Source organism: Polynucleobacter sp. JS-JIR-II-c23, assembly GCF_035011225.1.
Lineage (GTDB): Bacteria > Pseudomonadota > Gammaproteobacteria > Burkholderiales > Burkholderiaceae > Polynucleobacter.
Window position 1 is genome coordinate 1,994,273 of sequence record NZ_JAYGQT010000001.1, and the last position, 16,388, is coordinate 2,010,660.

At 45.0% G+C, this 16,388-nt stretch carries 16 protein-coding genes and 1 tRNA gene; 11 read left to right on the forward strand and 6 right to left on the reverse strand.

Annotated features, from left to right (window positions below; genetic code table 11):
- Positions 1-2 precede the first annotated feature (2 nt).
- Both VC159_RS10210 and VC159_RS10215 read left to right on the forward strand, forming a co-directional pair.
- Positions 3-1,784 carry a M61 family metallopeptidase gene (locus VC159_RS10210; RefSeq protein WP_323473527.1) on the forward strand — a complete coding sequence of 594 codons (1,782 nt, stop codon included), beginning with the start codon at positions 3-5 and terminating at the stop codon, positions 1,782-1,784.
- 6 nt (positions 1,785-1,790) lie between these two features.
- Positions 1,791-2,540 carry a uracil-DNA glycosylase gene (locus VC159_RS10215; RefSeq protein ID WP_323473528.1) on the forward strand — a complete coding sequence of 250 codons (750 nt, stop codon included), beginning with the start codon at positions 1,791-1,793 and terminating at the stop codon, positions 2,538-2,540.
- Here the strand turns inward: VC159_RS10215 and VC159_RS10220 are convergent.
- Positions 2,529-2,825: a hypothetical protein gene (locus VC159_RS10220; RefSeq protein ID WP_323473529.1), complete on the reverse strand. Its 297-nt coding sequence runs from the start codon at positions 2,823-2,825 to the stop codon at positions 2,529-2,531. The two genes, VC159_RS10215 and VC159_RS10220, sit on opposite strands and share 12 nt — an antisense overlap.
- Before the next feature lies 1 nt (position 2,826).
- On the opposite strand from VC159_RS10220, the gene hemA reads away from it, so the two are divergent.
- From hemA to VC159_RS10245, 5 genes are all read left to right on the forward strand, one after another.
- A complete protein-coding gene (gene hemA, locus VC159_RS10225; protein WP_215358892.1) occupies positions 2,827-4,143 on the forward strand; it encodes a glutamyl-tRNA reductase in 1,317 nt (438 codons plus the stop codon).
- Positions 4,144-5,223, forward strand: a complete 1,080-nt coding sequence (prfA, locus tag VC159_RS10230) for a peptide chain release factor 1 (protein ID WP_215358891.1) — start codon at positions 4,144-4,146, stop codon at positions 5,221-5,223.
- Between the two features lie 15 nt (positions 5,224-5,238).
- The gene (prmC, locus tag VC159_RS10235; protein WP_323473530.1) at positions 5,239-6,081 is read left to right on the forward strand and encodes a peptide chain release factor N(5)-glutamine methyltransferase; all 843 of its coding nucleotides are present in this window, start codon (positions 5,239-5,241) and stop codon (positions 6,079-6,081) included.
- A 106-nt stretch (positions 6,082-6,187) separates the two neighbouring features.
- Positions 6,188-6,496 (forward strand): Grx4 family monothiol glutaredoxin, encoded by a 309-nt coding sequence (gene grxD / locus VC159_RS10240; protein ID WP_072583421.1) that lies wholly within the window; start codon positions 6,188-6,190, stop codon positions 6,494-6,496.
- A 28-nt stretch (positions 6,497-6,524) separates the two neighbouring features.
- Positions 6,525-7,799: a DNA recombination protein RmuC gene (locus tag VC159_RS10245; RefSeq protein WP_323473531.1), complete on the forward strand. Its 1,275-nt coding sequence runs from the start codon at positions 6,525-6,527 to the stop codon at positions 7,797-7,799.
- Between the two features lie 88 nt (positions 7,800-7,887).
- Here VC159_RS10245 and VC159_RS10250 read toward each other — a convergent pair whose 3' ends face one another.
- Positions 7,888-8,472 (reverse strand): phasin family protein, encoded by a 585-nt coding sequence (locus tag VC159_RS10250; RefSeq protein ID WP_323473532.1) that lies wholly within the window; start codon positions 8,470-8,472, stop codon positions 7,888-7,890.
- A gap of 196 nt (positions 8,473-8,668) precedes the next feature.
- Here VC159_RS10250 and VC159_RS10255 point away from each other — a divergent pair, with 196 nt between their 5' ends.
- Positions 8,669-9,997, forward strand: a complete 1,329-nt coding sequence (locus VC159_RS10255; RefSeq protein WP_323473533.1) for an MFS transporter — start codon at positions 8,669-8,671, stop codon at positions 9,995-9,997.
- A gap of 118 nt (positions 9,998-10,115) precedes the next feature.
- Here VC159_RS10255 and VC159_RS10260 read toward each other — a convergent pair whose 3' ends face one another.
- A complete protein-coding gene (locus VC159_RS10260; protein ID WP_323473534.1) occupies positions 10,116-11,171 on the reverse strand; it encodes a nucleotidyltransferase domain-containing protein in 1,056 nt (351 codons plus the stop codon).
- A 111-nt stretch (positions 11,172-11,282) separates the two neighbouring features.
- Positions 11,283-11,358: transfer RNA gene (locus tag VC159_RS10265), tRNA-Thr, on the reverse strand.
- A gap of 100 nt (positions 11,359-11,458) precedes the next feature.
- On the opposite strand from VC159_RS10265, the gene VC159_RS10270 reads away from it, so the two are divergent.
- Complete coding sequence (locus VC159_RS10270) at positions 11,459-12,727, forward strand: integrase family protein (RefSeq protein WP_323473535.1); 1,269 nt, start codon at positions 11,459-11,461, stop codon at positions 12,725-12,727.
- 43 nt (positions 12,728-12,770) lie between these two features.
- On the opposite strand, the gene VC159_RS10275 is transcribed toward VC159_RS10270, so the two are convergent.
- On the reverse strand, positions 12,771-13,049 hold the full coding sequence (locus tag VC159_RS10275; protein ID WP_323473536.1) for a type II toxin-antitoxin system mRNA interferase toxin, RelE/StbE family: 279 nt from the start codon (positions 13,047-13,049) through the stop codon (positions 12,771-12,773).
- The gene (locus VC159_RS10280) at positions 13,049-13,315 is read right to left on the reverse strand and encodes a type II toxin-antitoxin system RelB/DinJ family antitoxin (protein WP_323473537.1); all 267 of its coding nucleotides are present in this window, start codon (positions 13,313-13,315) and stop codon (positions 13,049-13,051) included. Before VC159_RS10280 ends, VC159_RS10275 begins: the two co-directional genes overlap by 1 nt.
- A gap of 103 nt (positions 13,316-13,418) precedes the next feature.
- Between VC159_RS10280 and VC159_RS10285 the strand changes: the two genes are divergently transcribed.
- On the forward strand, positions 13,419-14,822 hold the full coding sequence (locus tag VC159_RS10285) for a porin (RefSeq protein WP_323473538.1): 1,404 nt from the start codon (positions 13,419-13,421) through the stop codon (positions 14,820-14,822).
- Between the two features lie 160 nt (positions 14,823-14,982).
- A complete protein-coding gene (locus VC159_RS10290; protein ID WP_323472370.1) occupies positions 14,983-16,326 on the forward strand; it encodes a porin in 1,344 nt (447 codons plus the stop codon).
- Positions 16,327-16,388 lie beyond the last annotated feature (62 nt).

The window sequence follows — 16,388 nt, forward strand, 5'->3', positions numbered from 1 at the left end:
TCATGAACCATGCCGACTTACCCGCAATTCAATATACGGTCTGGCCGGCCGATCTGCACGGCCATCGCTATCGCGTCAAACTGCATATTGCTAACCCCGATCCCGATGGACAGGTGCTGCAAATGCCAGCCTGGATTCCAGGCAGTTATTTAATTCGTGATTTCAGTAAACATCTGGAATCGATTGAAGCGTTTTCAGTAGAGGGTGCTAAGAGAAAAATTACTCTCGAACGGATTGATAACGACCATTGGCGCTTACCGCCATGCGATGATCCAGTAGAGGTACTCAGCACTGTTTATGCTTTTGATTCTTCAGTGCGTGCAGCATATCTGGATACCGAACGCGCCTTCTTTAACGCTACCAGCCTATGCCTAGCCGTCAAAGGACAAGAGCATTTACCTTGCTCACTCGCTATCACCGCACCAGAGCTTGCCTTTGCTGATCACTGGACGGTTCAAACTACCTTGAGAGCAGCCAAGACAGATGAGCGTGGATTTGGTTTTTATCTGGCACAAAATTATGATAATTTATTGGATCATCCTGTAGCTATGGGCGAGTTCCAACTCGTGCACTGGAAATCAAATGGTGTAGCTCATCGCATGGCAATACAGGGCTGCAATCATATTGTTGATGCCAAGCGCCTTGCACAAGATTTACAAGCAATCTGCACCAGCACTATTGATCTCTTTGAACCAAAATCTAAGCGCGCTCCTTTCAATGAATATCTTTTCTTAGTCAATGCGGTATTAAATGGTTATGGCGGCCTTGAGCATCGCAATAGCACTGCGCTACTCTGCAGGCGCGATCAAATTCCCCAAGAAAATATTCTCTTTGAAGAATCTGCATATAGAGAATTCTTAGGCCTCTGTAGTCACGAGTATTTTCACGCATGGCTGGTTAAGCGCATTCAGCCAAAAGCCTTTCAACCGTATGATCTGGCCAAGCGTAATCACACTCGCTTACTGTGGGTGTTTGAAGGCTTCACAAGTTACTACGACGATCTCCAACTACTGCGTAGTAAACGAATTGATCTTAAGACCTATCTCAAACTCGTTGCAGATAACTGGAATGGCATCTTGCGTGGCCCTGGACGCCATAAGCAGAGCGTGGCTGACAGTTCATTTGACGCCTGGACCAAGTACTACCAAGTGGATGAGAACACCCCAAATACGGTTGTCAGCTATTACGGTAAGGGCGCCTTGGTAGCGCTTGGTCTTGATTTGCAGATTCGCGCATTCACTAAAAATAAACAATCTCTAGATGACCTCATGCGCCTACTCTGGAATAAGCATGGTGTTACCTTTGATGGTATTCCAGAAGATGGGCTAGATGATGTGATTTTTGAATTGCTAGGAAATGGCTTTAGCAAAATCTGGCATGAGATGAAGGCCCGCTATATTTTTGGCACAGAAGATGTTCCGCTGCAAAAATGGATTGGCTCAAATTTTATTTCTGTAAAAACAAAAACGCAGTCCACGCTGGAAAAACTCAAGCTGCAGTTTGGGATGCGCCATGTAGATGCCAATGGCTGGCTTAAAGTTACCCATGTGCTTGATGGCGGGATTGCCCAAGCAGCAGGCCTAGCAGCTGGTGATTTACTAGCCAGCATTGATGGGCAGCGGGTCAGCAGCGGTCGCTGGGATAGGGTCTTAGGCAGTCTTTCTGAAAACTCGCACACCCGTATTACTTTCTATCGCGATGATCTAGAGCATGAGCGTATGGTCACACTGCAATCTACTCAGATACCTGCGCAATATGAGCTGATACCCAAGAAAGATGTCTGATCGAAATTGAAAGCACTATTTTCAAAAAACGATATCCCAAAGGATTGGCAAGAATTACTAGGGAATTATTTCGAGTCAGAGGGTTGGTATTCGCTAGAGAAAAATTTGCAGGCTGCTCTTAATACTGATGTTGTTAGGCCCGAGCCTCAGAACTTTTTTAAAGCCCTCAAACTTTGTCCTGTTGACTCGGTAAAGGTTGTGATCTTAGGTCAAGACCCATATCACTCACCAGGACTGGCTCAGGGACTGGCTTTTTCTATTCCCGCAGAGATTGCCATCAATTCACGAGAATTTCCCAGCTCACTACGCAATATCAGCAAGGCACTCGCATTAGAAGGTTTTGGGTCTTTGCCAAATGGAGATCTACACAGCTGGGCCAAGCAAGGAGTGCTGCTTCTAAATACGGCTTTGAGCGTCAAATTGGGTGAGGCTGGCAGTCATACGAGTCTGGGATGGAAAAGCTTAATTGACCATTTGATCAGCGCTTTATCTCAAACCAGACCTCATTTAGTCTGGATGCTATGGGGTGGTCATGCCCAATCCAAGCTGCCATTGATTGAAGGTGGTCAGGAACCATTGATTTTACAATCCTCCCACCCATCTGGTCTTGGCGTATATAAGACGGATAAGCCATTTTTGGAGCCTGGGGGCAAGGCCAGTTGCAACCACTTCACCAAAGCCAACCAATGGCTGATTGAACAAAAGAGCTCGCCCATTCAGTGGGTGGAGAACAATCAGACCGACTTATTTAGCTAAAGCAGTAAAAATACACCCCACGGCACAGGCGGAAAAAATAGCGCTAGCCCACTCTAGAATTTGGCCGGATTGGAAAAGACCCCAGTATTGCCCCGCATAAGAGCTAGCAGCCGCCGCAATAGACCCCAGTAAAAAGGCGATGAGAATCCTGCCAGGCTTAACCCCATAAGAGACTCCGGGGTAAAAGATCCAGGCCGACACCCCAGAAATACCCCCAATCACCAGAAAAGCCAAAAACCCCATTGATACCCCCATTAATGCTGTCATCAAATCTATAATTGCCATTATGAAGTTGTTGACACTCGGCATCAATCATCACACAGCGCCGGTCGCCATTCGGGAAAAGGTCGCCTTTGACCCTGAATTTCTTCAAGAAGCGTTGCACGATCTTCGCCAACATTTGGTTGGCGCGAATCAGGCCGGGCTTCCCGAAGCTACGATTTTGTCGACCTGTAACCGCACCGAGGTCTACTGTGCTGCAAATGATGCCAGTGCCGCAGGTCTTTTACATGAAGCCACATTCGATTGGTTAGCCAAAACTCAGCAACTTGCTCCAAGCAGTCTTGAGCCGCACATTTATTCATTGCCACAATCAGATGCAGTGCGACATGCCTTCAGAGTTGCCTGCGGCTTAGATTCGATGGTGATTGGCGAAACACAAATCTTAGGTCAAATGAAAGATGCAGTTCGCACCGCAAACGATGCCGGTGTATTGGGAACCTATCTCAATCAACTTTTCCAGAAAACATTTTCAGTTGCCAAAGAAGTACGCGGCTCTACTGAAATCGGCGCACACTCTATTTCAATGGCTGCAGCCTCTGTTCGCCTCTCAGAGCGTATCTTTGAAAAAATTGCAGATCAAAAGATTTTGTTTATCGGCGCCGGTGAAATGATCACCTTATGTGCAACGCATTTTGTGGCGCGCAAACCGAAAACAGTAGCGATTGCTAACCGCACTATAGAACGTGGTCAGGAGCTTGCGGACTCTATTTCTGAACAAGACGTTGAGGCTGAGTCCTTCAAGCTCTCAGAGCTACCAGGGCGCCTGCACGAGTTCGACATTATTGTTTCTAGCACCGCCTCATCCCTGCCTATTATTGGGCTTGGCATGGTGGAGAGCGCCTTGAAACAACGTCGCCACAAGCCGATGGTGATGATTGATTTAGCAGTGCCGCGGGATTTTGAACCTGAAATCTCCAGACTGGATGACATCTATCTCTACACAGTTGATGATTTAGGGATGATGATTCAGACTGGCGCCAACTTACGTCAAGCGGCAGTAAGCCAAGCTGAAGCGATCATCGAAGATCGTGTTGGTAACTTTATGCATTGGATGCAAGGTCGCAACGCGGTTCCACTGATTCAGGATATTCAGCAACAAGGCGAACGTTTGCGTCAACTTGAACTCGAGCGCGCAATGAAACGCTTGATGCGTGGCGATGATCCGCAAGAAGTTCTCAATGCTATGGCACAAGGTCTAACCAATAAATTTCTGCATGGCTCTCTCCATGCATTGCAACACTCTAATGGCGCTGAGCGTGACGCCTTGATTAAGTTGTTACCCAAACTATTCGCCTCGCATTCCAAGCCAGAAGACCATTAGATGAAGCCCAGCATGCGGGCTAAGCTAGACCACCTAGACACGCGCTTAGCCGAACTTAACTCCTTATTAACCTCCGAAGAAGCAACCAAAGACATGGATGCTTATCGGAAGCTCACGCGTGAACATTCTGATATTGCTACCGTAGTAGAGCAGTTTGGCCTTTATAAGCAAGCCGAGGAGGACGCCCAAGCAGCAGAGGAAATGCGCAAAGATCCTGAAATGAAGGACTTTGCCGATGATGAGCAGAAGCAGGCTTTGGCTACGATGGAAGCACTTGCGGGCACATTACAAAAGCTTCTGCTTCCTAAAGATGAAAATGATGATCGCAACGTTTTCTTAGAGATTCGTGCAGGCACTGGTGGTGACGAGAGCGCACTCTTTGCCGGCGATCTACTACGTATGTATACCCGGTTCGCTGAACGCCAAGGCTGGAAAGTAGAAATGGTCAGCGCTGCTGAATCTGACTTAGGTGGATACAAAGAAGTAGTCCTTCGTCTCGTTGGACAGTCTGTTTACTCACGTCTTAAGTTTGAATCTGGTGGTCATCGCGTGCAACGGGTTCCACAAACAGAAACGCAGGGTCGTATTCATACCTCCGCTTGCACTGTAGCCGTCATGCCAGAAGCAGATGAACTTGAGGCGGTCAAAATTAATCCTGCAGAGTTACGTATTGATACCTTCCGCGCTTCAGGTGCTGGTGGTCAGCATATTAATAAAACAGATTCTGCGGTCCGCATTACCCACCTGCCAACAGGTACCGTAGTTGAGTGCCAAGACGATCGCAGCCAACACCGCAACCGCGAACAAGCCATGAAGGTATTGGTTTCTCGCATCATGGATGCGCGTGAGCGAGAGAAACATAAGCTTGAGGCTCAAACCCGAAAATCCCTCGTAGGATCAGGGGATCGCAGTGATCGCATTCGTACTTATAACTTCCCACAAGGCCGTATCACTGACCACCGCATCAATCTCACGCTTTATAAAATTGACGCCATGATGGATGGGGATATCGATGATCTTTGTAATGCTCTTGCATCTGAACATCAAGCAGAGTTACTTGCTGCCCTTGGTGACAATTAAGCGATCACAAAATCCGTGAATCAGGATTTAAGCCTACGCTCCCTATTGAGCGATTCAGTACTCGCTACCGCTGAGGCGAAAATTCTGATGGCTTACATTCTGGAAAAGCATTACCAACTTCCGCGCTCCGCTCTACTATCGCGCGATGATTTAGAGCTCAGCGTTAAGGCGCTTGAAGAGTGGAAAATACTTGAATCCAAGAGAATTCAGGGCGAGCCTATTGCATACCTAATTGGCAAAAGAGGCTTTCACAATATTGAGCTTTATGTTGCTCCTGGAGTACTGATACCGCGCCCCGAAACTGAGCTCTTGGTGGAGATAGGCTTGCGTGAAATTAAACGTTTGAATGCTCCAGCCAAAATTCTGGATTTAGGAACAGGCTCGGGTGCCATTGCGTTAGCGATTGCGCATGAAGCTCAAAATGCGCAACTTACCGCAACCGATCAATCCATAGAAGCGCTAGAAATTGCCAAAATAAATGCCAAGATATTGAATGTGGAGTCTCGAGTACAGTTTTTTCAGGGAAGCTGGTATGAGGCGGTAGAAGCTAGCGCTTCTTTTGACGTCATTCTGAGTAATCCGCCGTACATCACATCCCAAGATGCTCATCTAAACCAAGGTGACCTGCGCTTTGAGCCGATTTCTGCCTTAACTGATCATAGCAACGGACTTACCTGCTTAGAAAACATTATTTCAGGTGCCCAACACCATCTCAACCCAAATGGCCTACTTGCCGTTGAGCATGGATTTGACCAATCAGAAGCGGTAGTAGCCCTCATGCAGCAAGCGGGTTTTCAGGATGTCCAAACACATTTGGATTTAGGCGGCCATTACCGCGTCGCCTCGGGCAGAAAATAGGTTGAAATAACCTTTTTTCACATTAAGTCTTAAAATCAACAAAACCTTATTTTCAAACCGTCTTTGCAATAAGACTGCCTCAGTAGAAACTTAGTAGAAAGAATATATGGACTCACAAGCTCAAATTAAAGAAATCGTTACTAGCCACCCAGTGGTATTGTTTATGAAGGGAACTGCGCAGTTTCCACAATGCGGATTTTCTGGAAACGCCATTAATATCTTGCGCGCTAGTGGTGTTGAAAACCTCCATACAGTGAACGTATTGGAAGATGCCGGCATTCGTCAAGGGATTAAAGAGTTCGCAAATTGGCCAACGATTCCCCAGCTCTATATCAATGGTGAATTCATTGGTGGCTCTGACATCATGACCGAAATGTTCCAGTCTGGCGAACTGCAAAAACTCGTTAAAGCTTAAGCAAGAGTTTCGTTGAGACTTTGACGCTGTGACTTTTGATTTAAGCTCTCTTCTATTATTTGGCCTGCCATTTGGAGTTTGTGCAGGCCTTTTAGTTTATGCCTTAAACCTACGCTCCACCCTTGCTCGTGTTGAGCTACAAGCCCAAACAGATCTTGCTCTAGGGCTCAGCTTGCGTAACGAGCGTGACCAAGCACTTCAAAATGCGATTCGCCTAGAGGCAGAGCTGGATTCTGAACGCAAACAAGGTCTAGGCAGAATTGAATCACTTAATGAAGCTAAAGAGGCTTTGACAAATCAGTTCAAAAATTTAGCCAATGAAATCCTAGAAGATAAATCTAAGCGCTTTACCGAACAAAATGCAGCCAGCCTGGATGCGCTATTAAAGCCACTACAAACCAAGCTCACTGAATTTAAAGAACAAGTCAGCGCTTCTTATGGCAATGAAGCTCGCGAGCGCCATGCTCTCAAAAGTGAAATCGAGCGCTTGGCTAATCTCAATCTGCGAATGTCAGATGAAACGCGCTCCTTAACTCAGGCATTAAAAGGCGACTCTAAGGTTCAAGGTAATTGGGGAGAGCTGGTATTAGAGTCCATCCTGGAATCCTCTGGTCTACGTAAGGGTGAAGAATATCTTGTGCAGGACAGCCACACGCAAGTTGATGGCTCTCGCCTACAGCCCGACGTTGTCATTAAGCTACCAGAAGGCAGAAGTCTGGTTGTAGATAGCAAAGTATCCATAACAGCCTATGCACGCCATGCTGAAACTACTGACCCTGTAGTTGCTGAGCAAGAGTTGGCTGCGCATATTCAGTCGCTACGACAACATATCCAAGGCCTATCTGGAAAGAACTATAGCTCCCTATATGGGGTTGGATCAGTCGACTTCGTGCTTATGTTTGTCCCCATTGAGCCAGCATTCTTACTCGCATTAAAGACTGCGCCAAACCTATATCAAGAAGCTCTGGCAAAAAATATTGTGTTGGTCTGCCCAAGTACTCTCATGGCAACATTACGAACAGTTGCCCACCTATGGCGGCAAGATCATCAAAATCGCAATGCCTTAGAAATTGCAAAACAATGTGGCAATCTTTACGATAAGTTTGTAGGCTTTGTAGATGATTTAGAGAAACTTGGTCAACGATTAGATCAAGCGCAAACCAGCTATCACGATGCATTTAGTAAACTCAAAACCGGCAAAGGCAACCTCATCCGGTCAGCGGAAAAGGTTCGTGAACTAGGCGTGAAGCCCAGCAAGAATCTATCTCCGCCACTGATTGAGTCTTCATCTGATTTCGAATGATTTTAGACAAACAAAAACCCCGCTTAGTTTTCACCAAGCGGGGTTTTTAATACCGACTACTAAATCAATACTCTAAGTCAGCAATCAATTAAGCAGATTTACGACTACGTGATGCAGGTGTAGTAGCCTTTTTAACTTGAGCGATTTGACCTTGTACAGTTTCGATTGCTTGATCAGCAGTTTTCTCTGCGGTAGAAAATGCTTCTTTGCTGGCAGCGCGGAACTGTTCAAAACCTTGCAATGCGCTACCGTATACAGTCTTAAATGAAGACAAGAAAGTTTCTGAACCAGCAGGTGCATTAGCAGCAACAGTGTTAATCCAGTCTTGGAAACCATCTTGCAAGTGATCAATGCTTGCATCAACTACGTTTACAAATTCTTTATTGCTATCACGCAATACTTTGCTAACTTTCTTTTGATAAGCAACAGCTTGGTTGCCAACAGATTGCAAAGTTTCAGCATTTAACATCTCAGTCACTTGCTTAGGATCTTTAGCTGTCAACACTTGCTGAATGCCGTCTTGAGCGTTTACCAAAACATCTTTTGAAGCAGCGTAGTTCAGTTCAGCCAATTTTTGAGCATTTTCCAAAGCAGCTTCGCTCAAAGAAAATGTAGCCTCAAGGCCTTTGCTGTTAATTTGGGACAATTTAGCGGTGATTTGATCTTGGTTCATGTATTTCTCCAGAAATTAAGTGGTACAACTAGTCAATTAAGCGCACGATTTAAGAGATGGAAAACTGTCGATACCTTAAATATTGCACTGCACCATGAAACTGTAACTGAAGGAATATGACAAATCAAGCAGTTTTTGCTGCTATGCAACAAATACATTCCAAAAATAAAATAAAACTAATATAATCAATAACTTAATGTCATATTTGCATTCTCACTCCTATCGAAAAGTAGCCATTGCGGCCTGTTTTGGGACCTTTTTAGAATGGTATGACTTCCTGACATTTGCGACCCTGGCAGTGGTTTTTGCCCCGCTCTTCTTTCCCTCAACAGACCCAAATACAGCCCTTTTAGCAAGCCTAGCGACTTTTGGCGTTGGAATGGTAGTCCGGCCTATTGGAGCGGCCCTATTTGGCTCTATGGGCGATCGGATCGGCCGTAAACCCGTTTTCATGATCACCATTGCGTTAATGGGGCTGGCAACCGTGAGCGTGGGCTTTTTACCCACTTATGCCCAAGTCGGAATCTGGGCGCCCATCCTACTGGTTGCACTGAGACTGCTTCAAGGACTCTCTGCTGGCGGTGAAATCGGCGGCAGTGCCGTCTACCTTACCGAACATGCCGGTGATGAGCACAGGGGATTTAAGACCAGCTTCCTGCAACTCATGGGCCCTCTTGGCATTCTGTTATCCACCTTGCAAATTGCATTACTCAGAAGCCAGCTGTCACCAGAAGAATTTCAATCTTGGGGTTGGCGTGTGCCGTTTTGGATTTCGATTGCGCTATTGCTCATTGCATTCAAAGCGCGCATGGCTCTAGAAGAAACGCCGGTGTTTCTAGAGCTGAGCAAATCCCATCAACAATCTGCTAGCCCCTTACTCAATAACTTCCGGAATCCACAAACCCGCCAACGTATGTTTTTACTGTTTTTTTGCATCTCGGCAGGTGGAGCAGTCCTGTTCTTTTGTGTGCAAGTCTATACAACGATTTTTCTAAAAACTTCTGTGAAGCTGGCGCCTGAGTTAGTTGACCAGCTCAGCATTTATGCGACTCTAGCCTTATTCCCACTCACTATTTTTGCTGGCTGGCTATCTGACAAGATTGGTCGTAAACCAGTAATAGTTTGCGGACTCTTTTTAGGTGCCACATTTATTCTGCCGGCATTTCATCTGCTCAAGAACATTGGCATGGAACACCTCAACAACCCAGCCGATGCTATTAATCTGATTTTAATTGGCGCACTACTAATCGGCTTATCTCTAGCACTTGCTTTAGTAGTTGGACCTCAGACTGCCATGCTTGCGGAACTCTTTCCAGCCAAAACTAGAAACAGTGCTGCAACTCTTCCCCACAATCTTGCTGCCGGATGGATTGGCGGCTTACTTCCTTTAATCGTGACCTGGTTAAATCAACGTTGGCAAAGCGACAGCGCTGGGCTATGGTATCCCACTGTATTTTTAGCAAGCGCTGCTATTGTGGCTCTTCTGTATTTGCCAGAGACAAGAAAAACAAATCTGCACCTGTAACTCAAGCGCCAAAGAAAAAAGCTTCTAAGCGATTAACTTAGAAGCTTTCAAATACTTGGTGCCCCTTGTCCGACTCGAACAGACCACCTACTGATTACAAATCAGTTCAGCGACTTCGTCAGGTGGGCTCAATAGAGCCACTGGGCTTAATAATTCTCTGGGAGCCTGCGCTATCAATCGCAATCTTATCGGCAACTGCTGATGGAAACACCTTGATATCTTCAAAGCTATATTGCGGCAAATGACTATTAATCAAATCAACTACGATACGAGCCTGACTTGAATCACGGATACGTTTACCCGACTCTCGATCAGATTGATCAGCCATCCATAACTTAAACAAAGCAAAAGCACGTGGATCAACCGTATTCATACGAGCCATCTTGCCGTTGATACCAACTACCACTTCACTAAATTTGGGTGCACTCAGCAACCAATCGGCATTGCGTGCTTTAACTACCCAAAAATCATCAACCAACGCGCTTAACCGAACCGGCTCAGCGTCACTATTCCGACCCATACGGCGCAAAATATCTACTTCGTAGCCATCCTTATTAACAGCGGTATACATCTGGTTGTCACGAAGGGTGAAGGAAGAATCAATGCTCTGAAGAAAGCCCAACATCCCTCCGACTAGGGCGCCTTCTTGGGTGAATAGGCTGAGCTTTTTACGGTTATCCCATAGCAAGTCAATATCACGAGTTGCCAGATGAGCCTCATTAAGGCGAACTCCAGCAGCAGTTTCATAGGCATACAGTGCGTTGGTGCCAATAATGGTGAATTTATCAGACATACCAGCATCACCCAACCCAAGCAGGATATCAATAATGATGTTGGGTGTTCTGCCCACCCTGAGCGCGCGGTTTAGTCGTTGATGCTTAACGGCAGCCTGCTTCAACCCAGAAGAAAGTTCGGCTGCACGCGACTTGCCAGCAGTAAATTTCTTGTAGATGGCTTCTGTTTCAGCGTTTTTGGCACCAAGTCCGGTTTGGCCACCTCTAGTGGTGGTGCGCACCAAATACTCTTTACCTTTAACGGCTTTCCAAACCATTCCACCACGAAACTCTGTAGCGCGTAATTTAGCCTGCTCCAAAGCAGTAAAGGCGCTTTTGGCATCAATGTACTGCCGGATGGAATCTTCCGGAAGATCCACTATTTCCAAGTTATTTTGCATTTTAGTAAATTACTTGGAAACTTAAACTTTGTCAATCAAAACTCTACAAGCTCGCGCTGAAAACCAATAAAAAAAGCTCACTAGCCGTTAAGCAGTGAGCCTCATATTTCTTGGTGCCCCTTGTCCGACTCGAACAGACCACCTACTGATTACAAATCAGTTGCTCTACCAGATGAGCTAAAGGGGCAACGATTGATATTTTATCCTATTTCACAATCTTCAAGGATGGTTTGCTCATTTTTTAAGCGATTTGCTTACACAGCGCTTACACAGATATTGCTTACATAGTGCTTACACAGCTACCTAAAAAATTTAGCTTCACAATCAAGAAACTCGAAAAGCTAAGCCCTCCCCTTGCGGGTCAAGCTATTTTTTGGGATGCTAAAACCCCTGGTCTTGGTATTCGAATAACTAAAAATGGAGTGAAAGCCTACATAGCCCAAAATCGACTAAATGGTAGAACAATTCGATTAACGATTGGACTTGTGGACAGTTGGAGCATAGAAGAGGCTCAATCTGAAGCAAGACAATTAGCGGTTTTAATAGACCGTGGCATAGACCCTCGTGTAGAAAAGCTCAAAACTAAATTGATCCAAAATCAGACTGTACTAACGATTTGGAATGCATATATAAAGCAAAAAGAGGGTCGCTGGAGTCACAGGTACTATTTGGACCATGCCGATATGTCGCGAGATGGTGGCGAAATTATTTCTCGTGGACTACGAAAAAATCAATCCAATATCAAAGAGCGTGGTTTCTTACGACCCCTATTAAATCTCTCATTTGATCAGCTTACACGCGAGAAAGTCATTGCGTGGATTGAAAAAGAAAAAGTGTCTAGGCCACTAAAGACTCGTTTGGCTCTTGCGATGCTTAAAGCATTTATTAGATGGACAAGCAATCATTCATCATACAAACACCTAATAGTTGACAACACATTTTGTGAAAGATTAAATCAAGAGCTACCCGTCCCAGTAGCACGGAGAGATTGCTTGCAAAAAGAACAATTGGAATTTTGGTTTGGCTCAGTAAAAAAGATAAAAACCCAAACCATTAGCGCTTATCTGCAATCACTATTACTAACTGGCGCAAGGCGCGAAGAATGGGCAAGTCTTAAGTGGTCAAACATCGATACTATTTGGCATACAGCAATTATTCACGACAAGGTACAAGAAACTAGAGTAATTCCCTTAACCCCTTATGTTGAATATTTAATTTCTAGCCTCCCAAAAATAAACGATTTTGTTTTTGCCAGCGAGAGATCTAAGTCTGGCTATTTAAAAGAGCCTCGAATAGCGCTTGATCAAGCCCTTCATAGAGCTGGATTACCTTTTCTCACTATTCACGGTTTAAGACGTTCGTTTGGCACCCTTGCTGAGTGGGTTGAGTGTCCAGCAGGAATTAGTGCACAAATTATGGGTCATAAACCCAGCGCCATTGCTGAAAAGCACTATCGACAGCGCCCTATTGACCTACTCAGGAAGTGGCACATTCGTATTGAAGAATTTATTTTGCAAGAAGCAAGCATTGATTTTCCGCAAAAACCAAACAATTAAAGGGATTAAGGTGTCGTGTTAAACACGACAGCAGACAAAAAATTTATTTTTTGAAAAGCTCTGAGTGGGTTCCAATTCTTGCAAGTCGTAGTTCATTACCAACAACTTTAAAAATCAAAACGCAATCATTAGTGATATGACAATCGCTGTAACTTTCATAATCACCTTTAAGTGGATGGCTTCCATATTTAATTGGCAAAGACTCCCCCATTAGAAGTTTTGTTAAAACCACTAGATATTCAACCTGGTTGAACTTGGGACTTTGGACAATTTTCTTAAAATCTTTACCATACTGCTTACTAGGAACAGGATGTAAGAGCATTAGCGCAATAGATCCTTATGCATCGCCTCCACAGTCTTATATTTTTTTAGCTTAGATTTACTTTTAGGCATTTCAAGCTCTTTTATAGCTGCAATAGTTTTAGCATTTGGGATGCGTAGATCAAAAGGGATTGCGCCATCTATAGCCACACGCTTTAAGAACAAGCGAATAGCGTCAGAGACATTAAGTCCCATTGCCTCAATCACTTCTGAGGCATCTGCCTTGGTTTTGGCATCAATACGGCAACGTACATCTGTAGTTAGCATTTTTTACTCCTATCTCTATATGCCGCCATTGTAGCTACAAATTGTAATAAGGTCAATTCTTCTCATAAAAATCCTCATTCCTTAGTATTTGGAGATTTAAAGAATGAAAAAATCGCTATTAGCAATCGCAGCATTGACAGCATTTGCTGGCGCTGCTCAAGCTCAGTCCAGCGTAACCATTTATGGTTTATTGGACGTTGGTATCATGGGTCAAAGCAATTCAAACATGTTGAACGGCTCTACTGGCGGTACTTCTGCTGGTTACGGTGGTCCAGGCAGTGGAACTGCTCCACGTAATGGTAATTCTTTTGGCTTTATGCAGGGTGGTCAGTCTGCTAGCCGTTTGGGTTTCAAGGGTATGGAAGATATCGGTGGCGGCTCTAAAGTGATCTTTACATTAGAGCAAGGTGTTAACACTGACAACGGTTCACAATATGCTTCAGGTTTGCCAGGCAACGGCTCAACGACTAAGGGTATGGGTAACCTCTCAAACACTGGTGACTCTTCTAACCAAGGTCAATTGTTTAACCGCGGCGCATTCGCTGGTGTACAAAATGACAAATGGGGCACATTGACATTAGGTCGTCAACAAACTTTGATGTTAGACAACATCGGTGGTTATGACCCAGTTAACGCACAACAGTTCTCACCTTTAGCCTTCTCAGGCCAATTCGGTGGTGGCGGTACAACTGACAATGCACGTGCTAACGGCGCTTTGAAGTTAAAAGAAAAAATCATGGGCTTTGATGTAAACGCCTTGTACGCACCTGGTGGCTATGCTGGTAACAACGGCGTTGGTACACGTTTAGAAGGTCAAATTGGTTACGAAACAGCTAAGTGGGGCATCCAAGCTATCACTTCATTCCAAGAAGATGCAACAGCTTTGGCTGGCGTATCTTATGGTGCGAGTCTTCCAACTTCCGGCACTATCGTATCCCCAACCGGATCAACACTTGCTGGCACAAATCAGGTTAATGCAATTGTTTACAACACGCGTTCTACACAGTTGACAGCAAAATGGGCGCCATTGGATAAGTTGTGGTTAAAAGGCGGTTTCCAATATCAAAACTTGGGTACACCATCAAACTTTCAATATGTATCTGGCCAACCAGTTCTGCCTAATGGTAGTGGTTTTAGTGTATTTAGCTATCAAGCAGCTACAGCACCCCAAATCAAGAATACATTCTGGTTGGGTGCCAACTATGACTTCACACCAGCAGTCAAAGGTTCATTGGGTTACTACCAGCAGAATATTAATCAAAATGGTAGTGGCGTAAACCAAGCTGCAGGTACCGCAGCCACTGGAGCGCAGAAAGGTAGAATCACTTTCATCTCCGCAATGGCTGAGTACTACTTGAGCAAGCGTACTAACTTGTACGCAGCTGCTTCACAAGTGAACTTCACTGGTGCTACTGTTACTAATTCACAAGGTTTTACTGGCGGTCCTACCTCATCAACCATCAACCAGCAGTTCACATACGGTTTAGGTATGCGTCACACTTTCTAATTTAACGTAGGACTTGTGCCTACCTAGATTTAGAAATGTAGTGAGTAACATCTAGCTGTAAATGTAATAAGAAAACCATCACACGCAAGTGTGGTGGTTTTTGTCTTTTAACGGATCTTAATTTCTTGACATTGGTCAAGGGATTTCAATTAAGTACTTTATGAAAAAACTAAATAAATTCGCCTTAGCTGCTAGTTTTCTTTGTGCGGCAGGAGTAGCAAAAGCACAATCGAGTGTGACGGTTTATGGTTTATTAGATGTGGGCGTGATGGCGCAAACTAATGCAGGCAATCTGAACACCTCAACTTGGGGTAACTCAGGTGCACCACTCAATTACCCTGGCGTTAAAAACGGTAATGTCTTTGGATTCATGACTGGTGGCGAGAGTCAAAGTCGCTTGGGCTTTAAGGGTCAAGAAGATTTAGGTGGTGGCACTAAGACCTTCTTTTTATTAGAGCAAGGCTTTAATGCGGCAACAGGCGTAACCGCAAGTAATGGTATGGCCGGCAATGGATCATCTTCTAGTGCTAGCCAGGGTGGCGATAATGCGCTACAAGGAATGCTGTTTGGACGTGGCGCCTATGCCGGTATCGGTAATGAGCAGTACGGCACCTTGACACTGGGGCGTCAGCAAGGACTCATGTTGCAAAATATTGGTAGCTATAACCCAGTTAATGCGCAGATGTTTTCACCGATTGCTTTCTCGGGAACCTATGGTGGTGGTGGCTATACGGATAATGCGTATGTTAGTGGCGCTATTCAATACGCTAAAAAATACAATGGCTTTAATCTCAAGGCCATGTATGCACCTGGTGGTATGGCAGGCAATAACTCCGCTGGCACTACTAGTGGCTTTCAGTTAGGTTACGAAGAGGCTAAGTGGGGCGTACAAGCCATTGCTACCCATACTACGGATGCGACTAAGTTAACCGGAATCTCCTATGGCACGACCATTTCTACAGCAAATGGTGCCGCTTCCCCAGTTGGCGCTATAAAAGCGGGAACCAATGAGGTTTTGGTTACCCTGGCAAATACCTCGGCACTGCAACTAACGAGTAAATTTCAGGCTACAGATAAACTCAATCTGAAAGCTGGATATGAGCGTATGTTTATTGGTACGCCAAGCAACTTTCAGATGTATGCTGGTTTGCCAGTATTGCCCAGTGGATTTTCTATTGCAAGCTGGACGCCCAATAGAAATAATTACAACATCAATGTGTATTGGGTAGGTGCTAACTATAACTTTACTGAATCTTTAATTGGTTCGATTGGTTATTACTATGCAGGCACACAGCAGTCAGGCACACAGCTTAGTGGTGTGCAGCAGTTTCAATCTGCAATGCTTGACTACTATATGAGTAAGCGGACTAATTTGTATCTAGGTATTGGTAACATTAATACATCAGGCTCTAATGTTCAGCCATTACCAGCAGGCAGCATGCTGAGTGGCAAGACTGTTAGCACACAGCAGACTTACGGAGTAGGTATGCGTCATACTTTCTGATGCCATAATGTACTTTCCCTAGAGCTATGTTCTAGGCGCTCTAAAAATAAAGCCCGCAGACT

Excerpts from the sequence above, each read along its gene's own strand:
- VC159_RS10210 (WP_323473527.1), top strand. The coding sequence starts at position 3 with ATGAACCATGCCGACTTACCCGCAATTCAATATACGGTCTGGCCGGCC.
- VC159_RS10220 (WP_323473529.1), bottom strand. The coding sequence starts at position 2,825 with ATGGCAATTATAGATTTGATGACAGCATTAATGGGGGTATCAATGGGG.
- hemA (WP_215358892.1), top strand. The coding sequence starts at position 2,827 with ATGAAGTTGTTGACACTCGGCATCAATCATCACACAGCGCCGGTCGCC.
- prfA (WP_215358891.1), top strand. The coding sequence starts at position 4,144 with ATGAAGCCCAGCATGCGGGCTAAGCTAGACCACCTAGACACGCGCTTA.
- grxD (WP_072583421.1), top strand. The coding sequence starts at position 6,188 with ATGGACTCACAAGCTCAAATTAAAGAAATCGTTACTAGCCACCCAGTG.
- VC159_RS10250 (WP_323473532.1), bottom strand. The coding sequence starts at position 8,472 with ATGAACCAAGATCAAATCACCGCTAAATTGTCCCAAATTAACAGCAAA.
- VC159_RS10255 (WP_323473533.1), top strand. The coding sequence starts at position 8,669 with ATGTCATATTTGCATTCTCACTCCTATCGAAAAGTAGCCATTGCGGCC.
- VC159_RS10260 (WP_323473534.1), bottom strand. The coding sequence starts at position 11,171 with ATGCAAAATAACTTGGAAATAGTGGATCTTCCGGAAGATTCCATCCGG.
- VC159_RS10275 (WP_323473536.1), bottom strand. The coding sequence starts at position 13,049 with ATGCTCTTACATCCTGTTCCTAGTAAGCAGTATGGTAAAGATTTTAAG.
- VC159_RS10280 (WP_323473537.1), bottom strand. The coding sequence starts at position 13,315 with ATGCTAACTACAGATGTACGTTGCCGTATTGATGCCAAAACCAAGGCA.
- VC159_RS10285 (WP_323473538.1), top strand. The coding sequence starts at position 13,419 with ATGAAAAAATCGCTATTAGCAATCGCAGCATTGACAGCATTTGCTGGC.
- VC159_RS10290 (WP_323472370.1), top strand. The coding sequence starts at position 14,983 with ATGAAAAAACTAAATAAATTCGCCTTAGCTGCTAGTTTTCTTTGTGCG.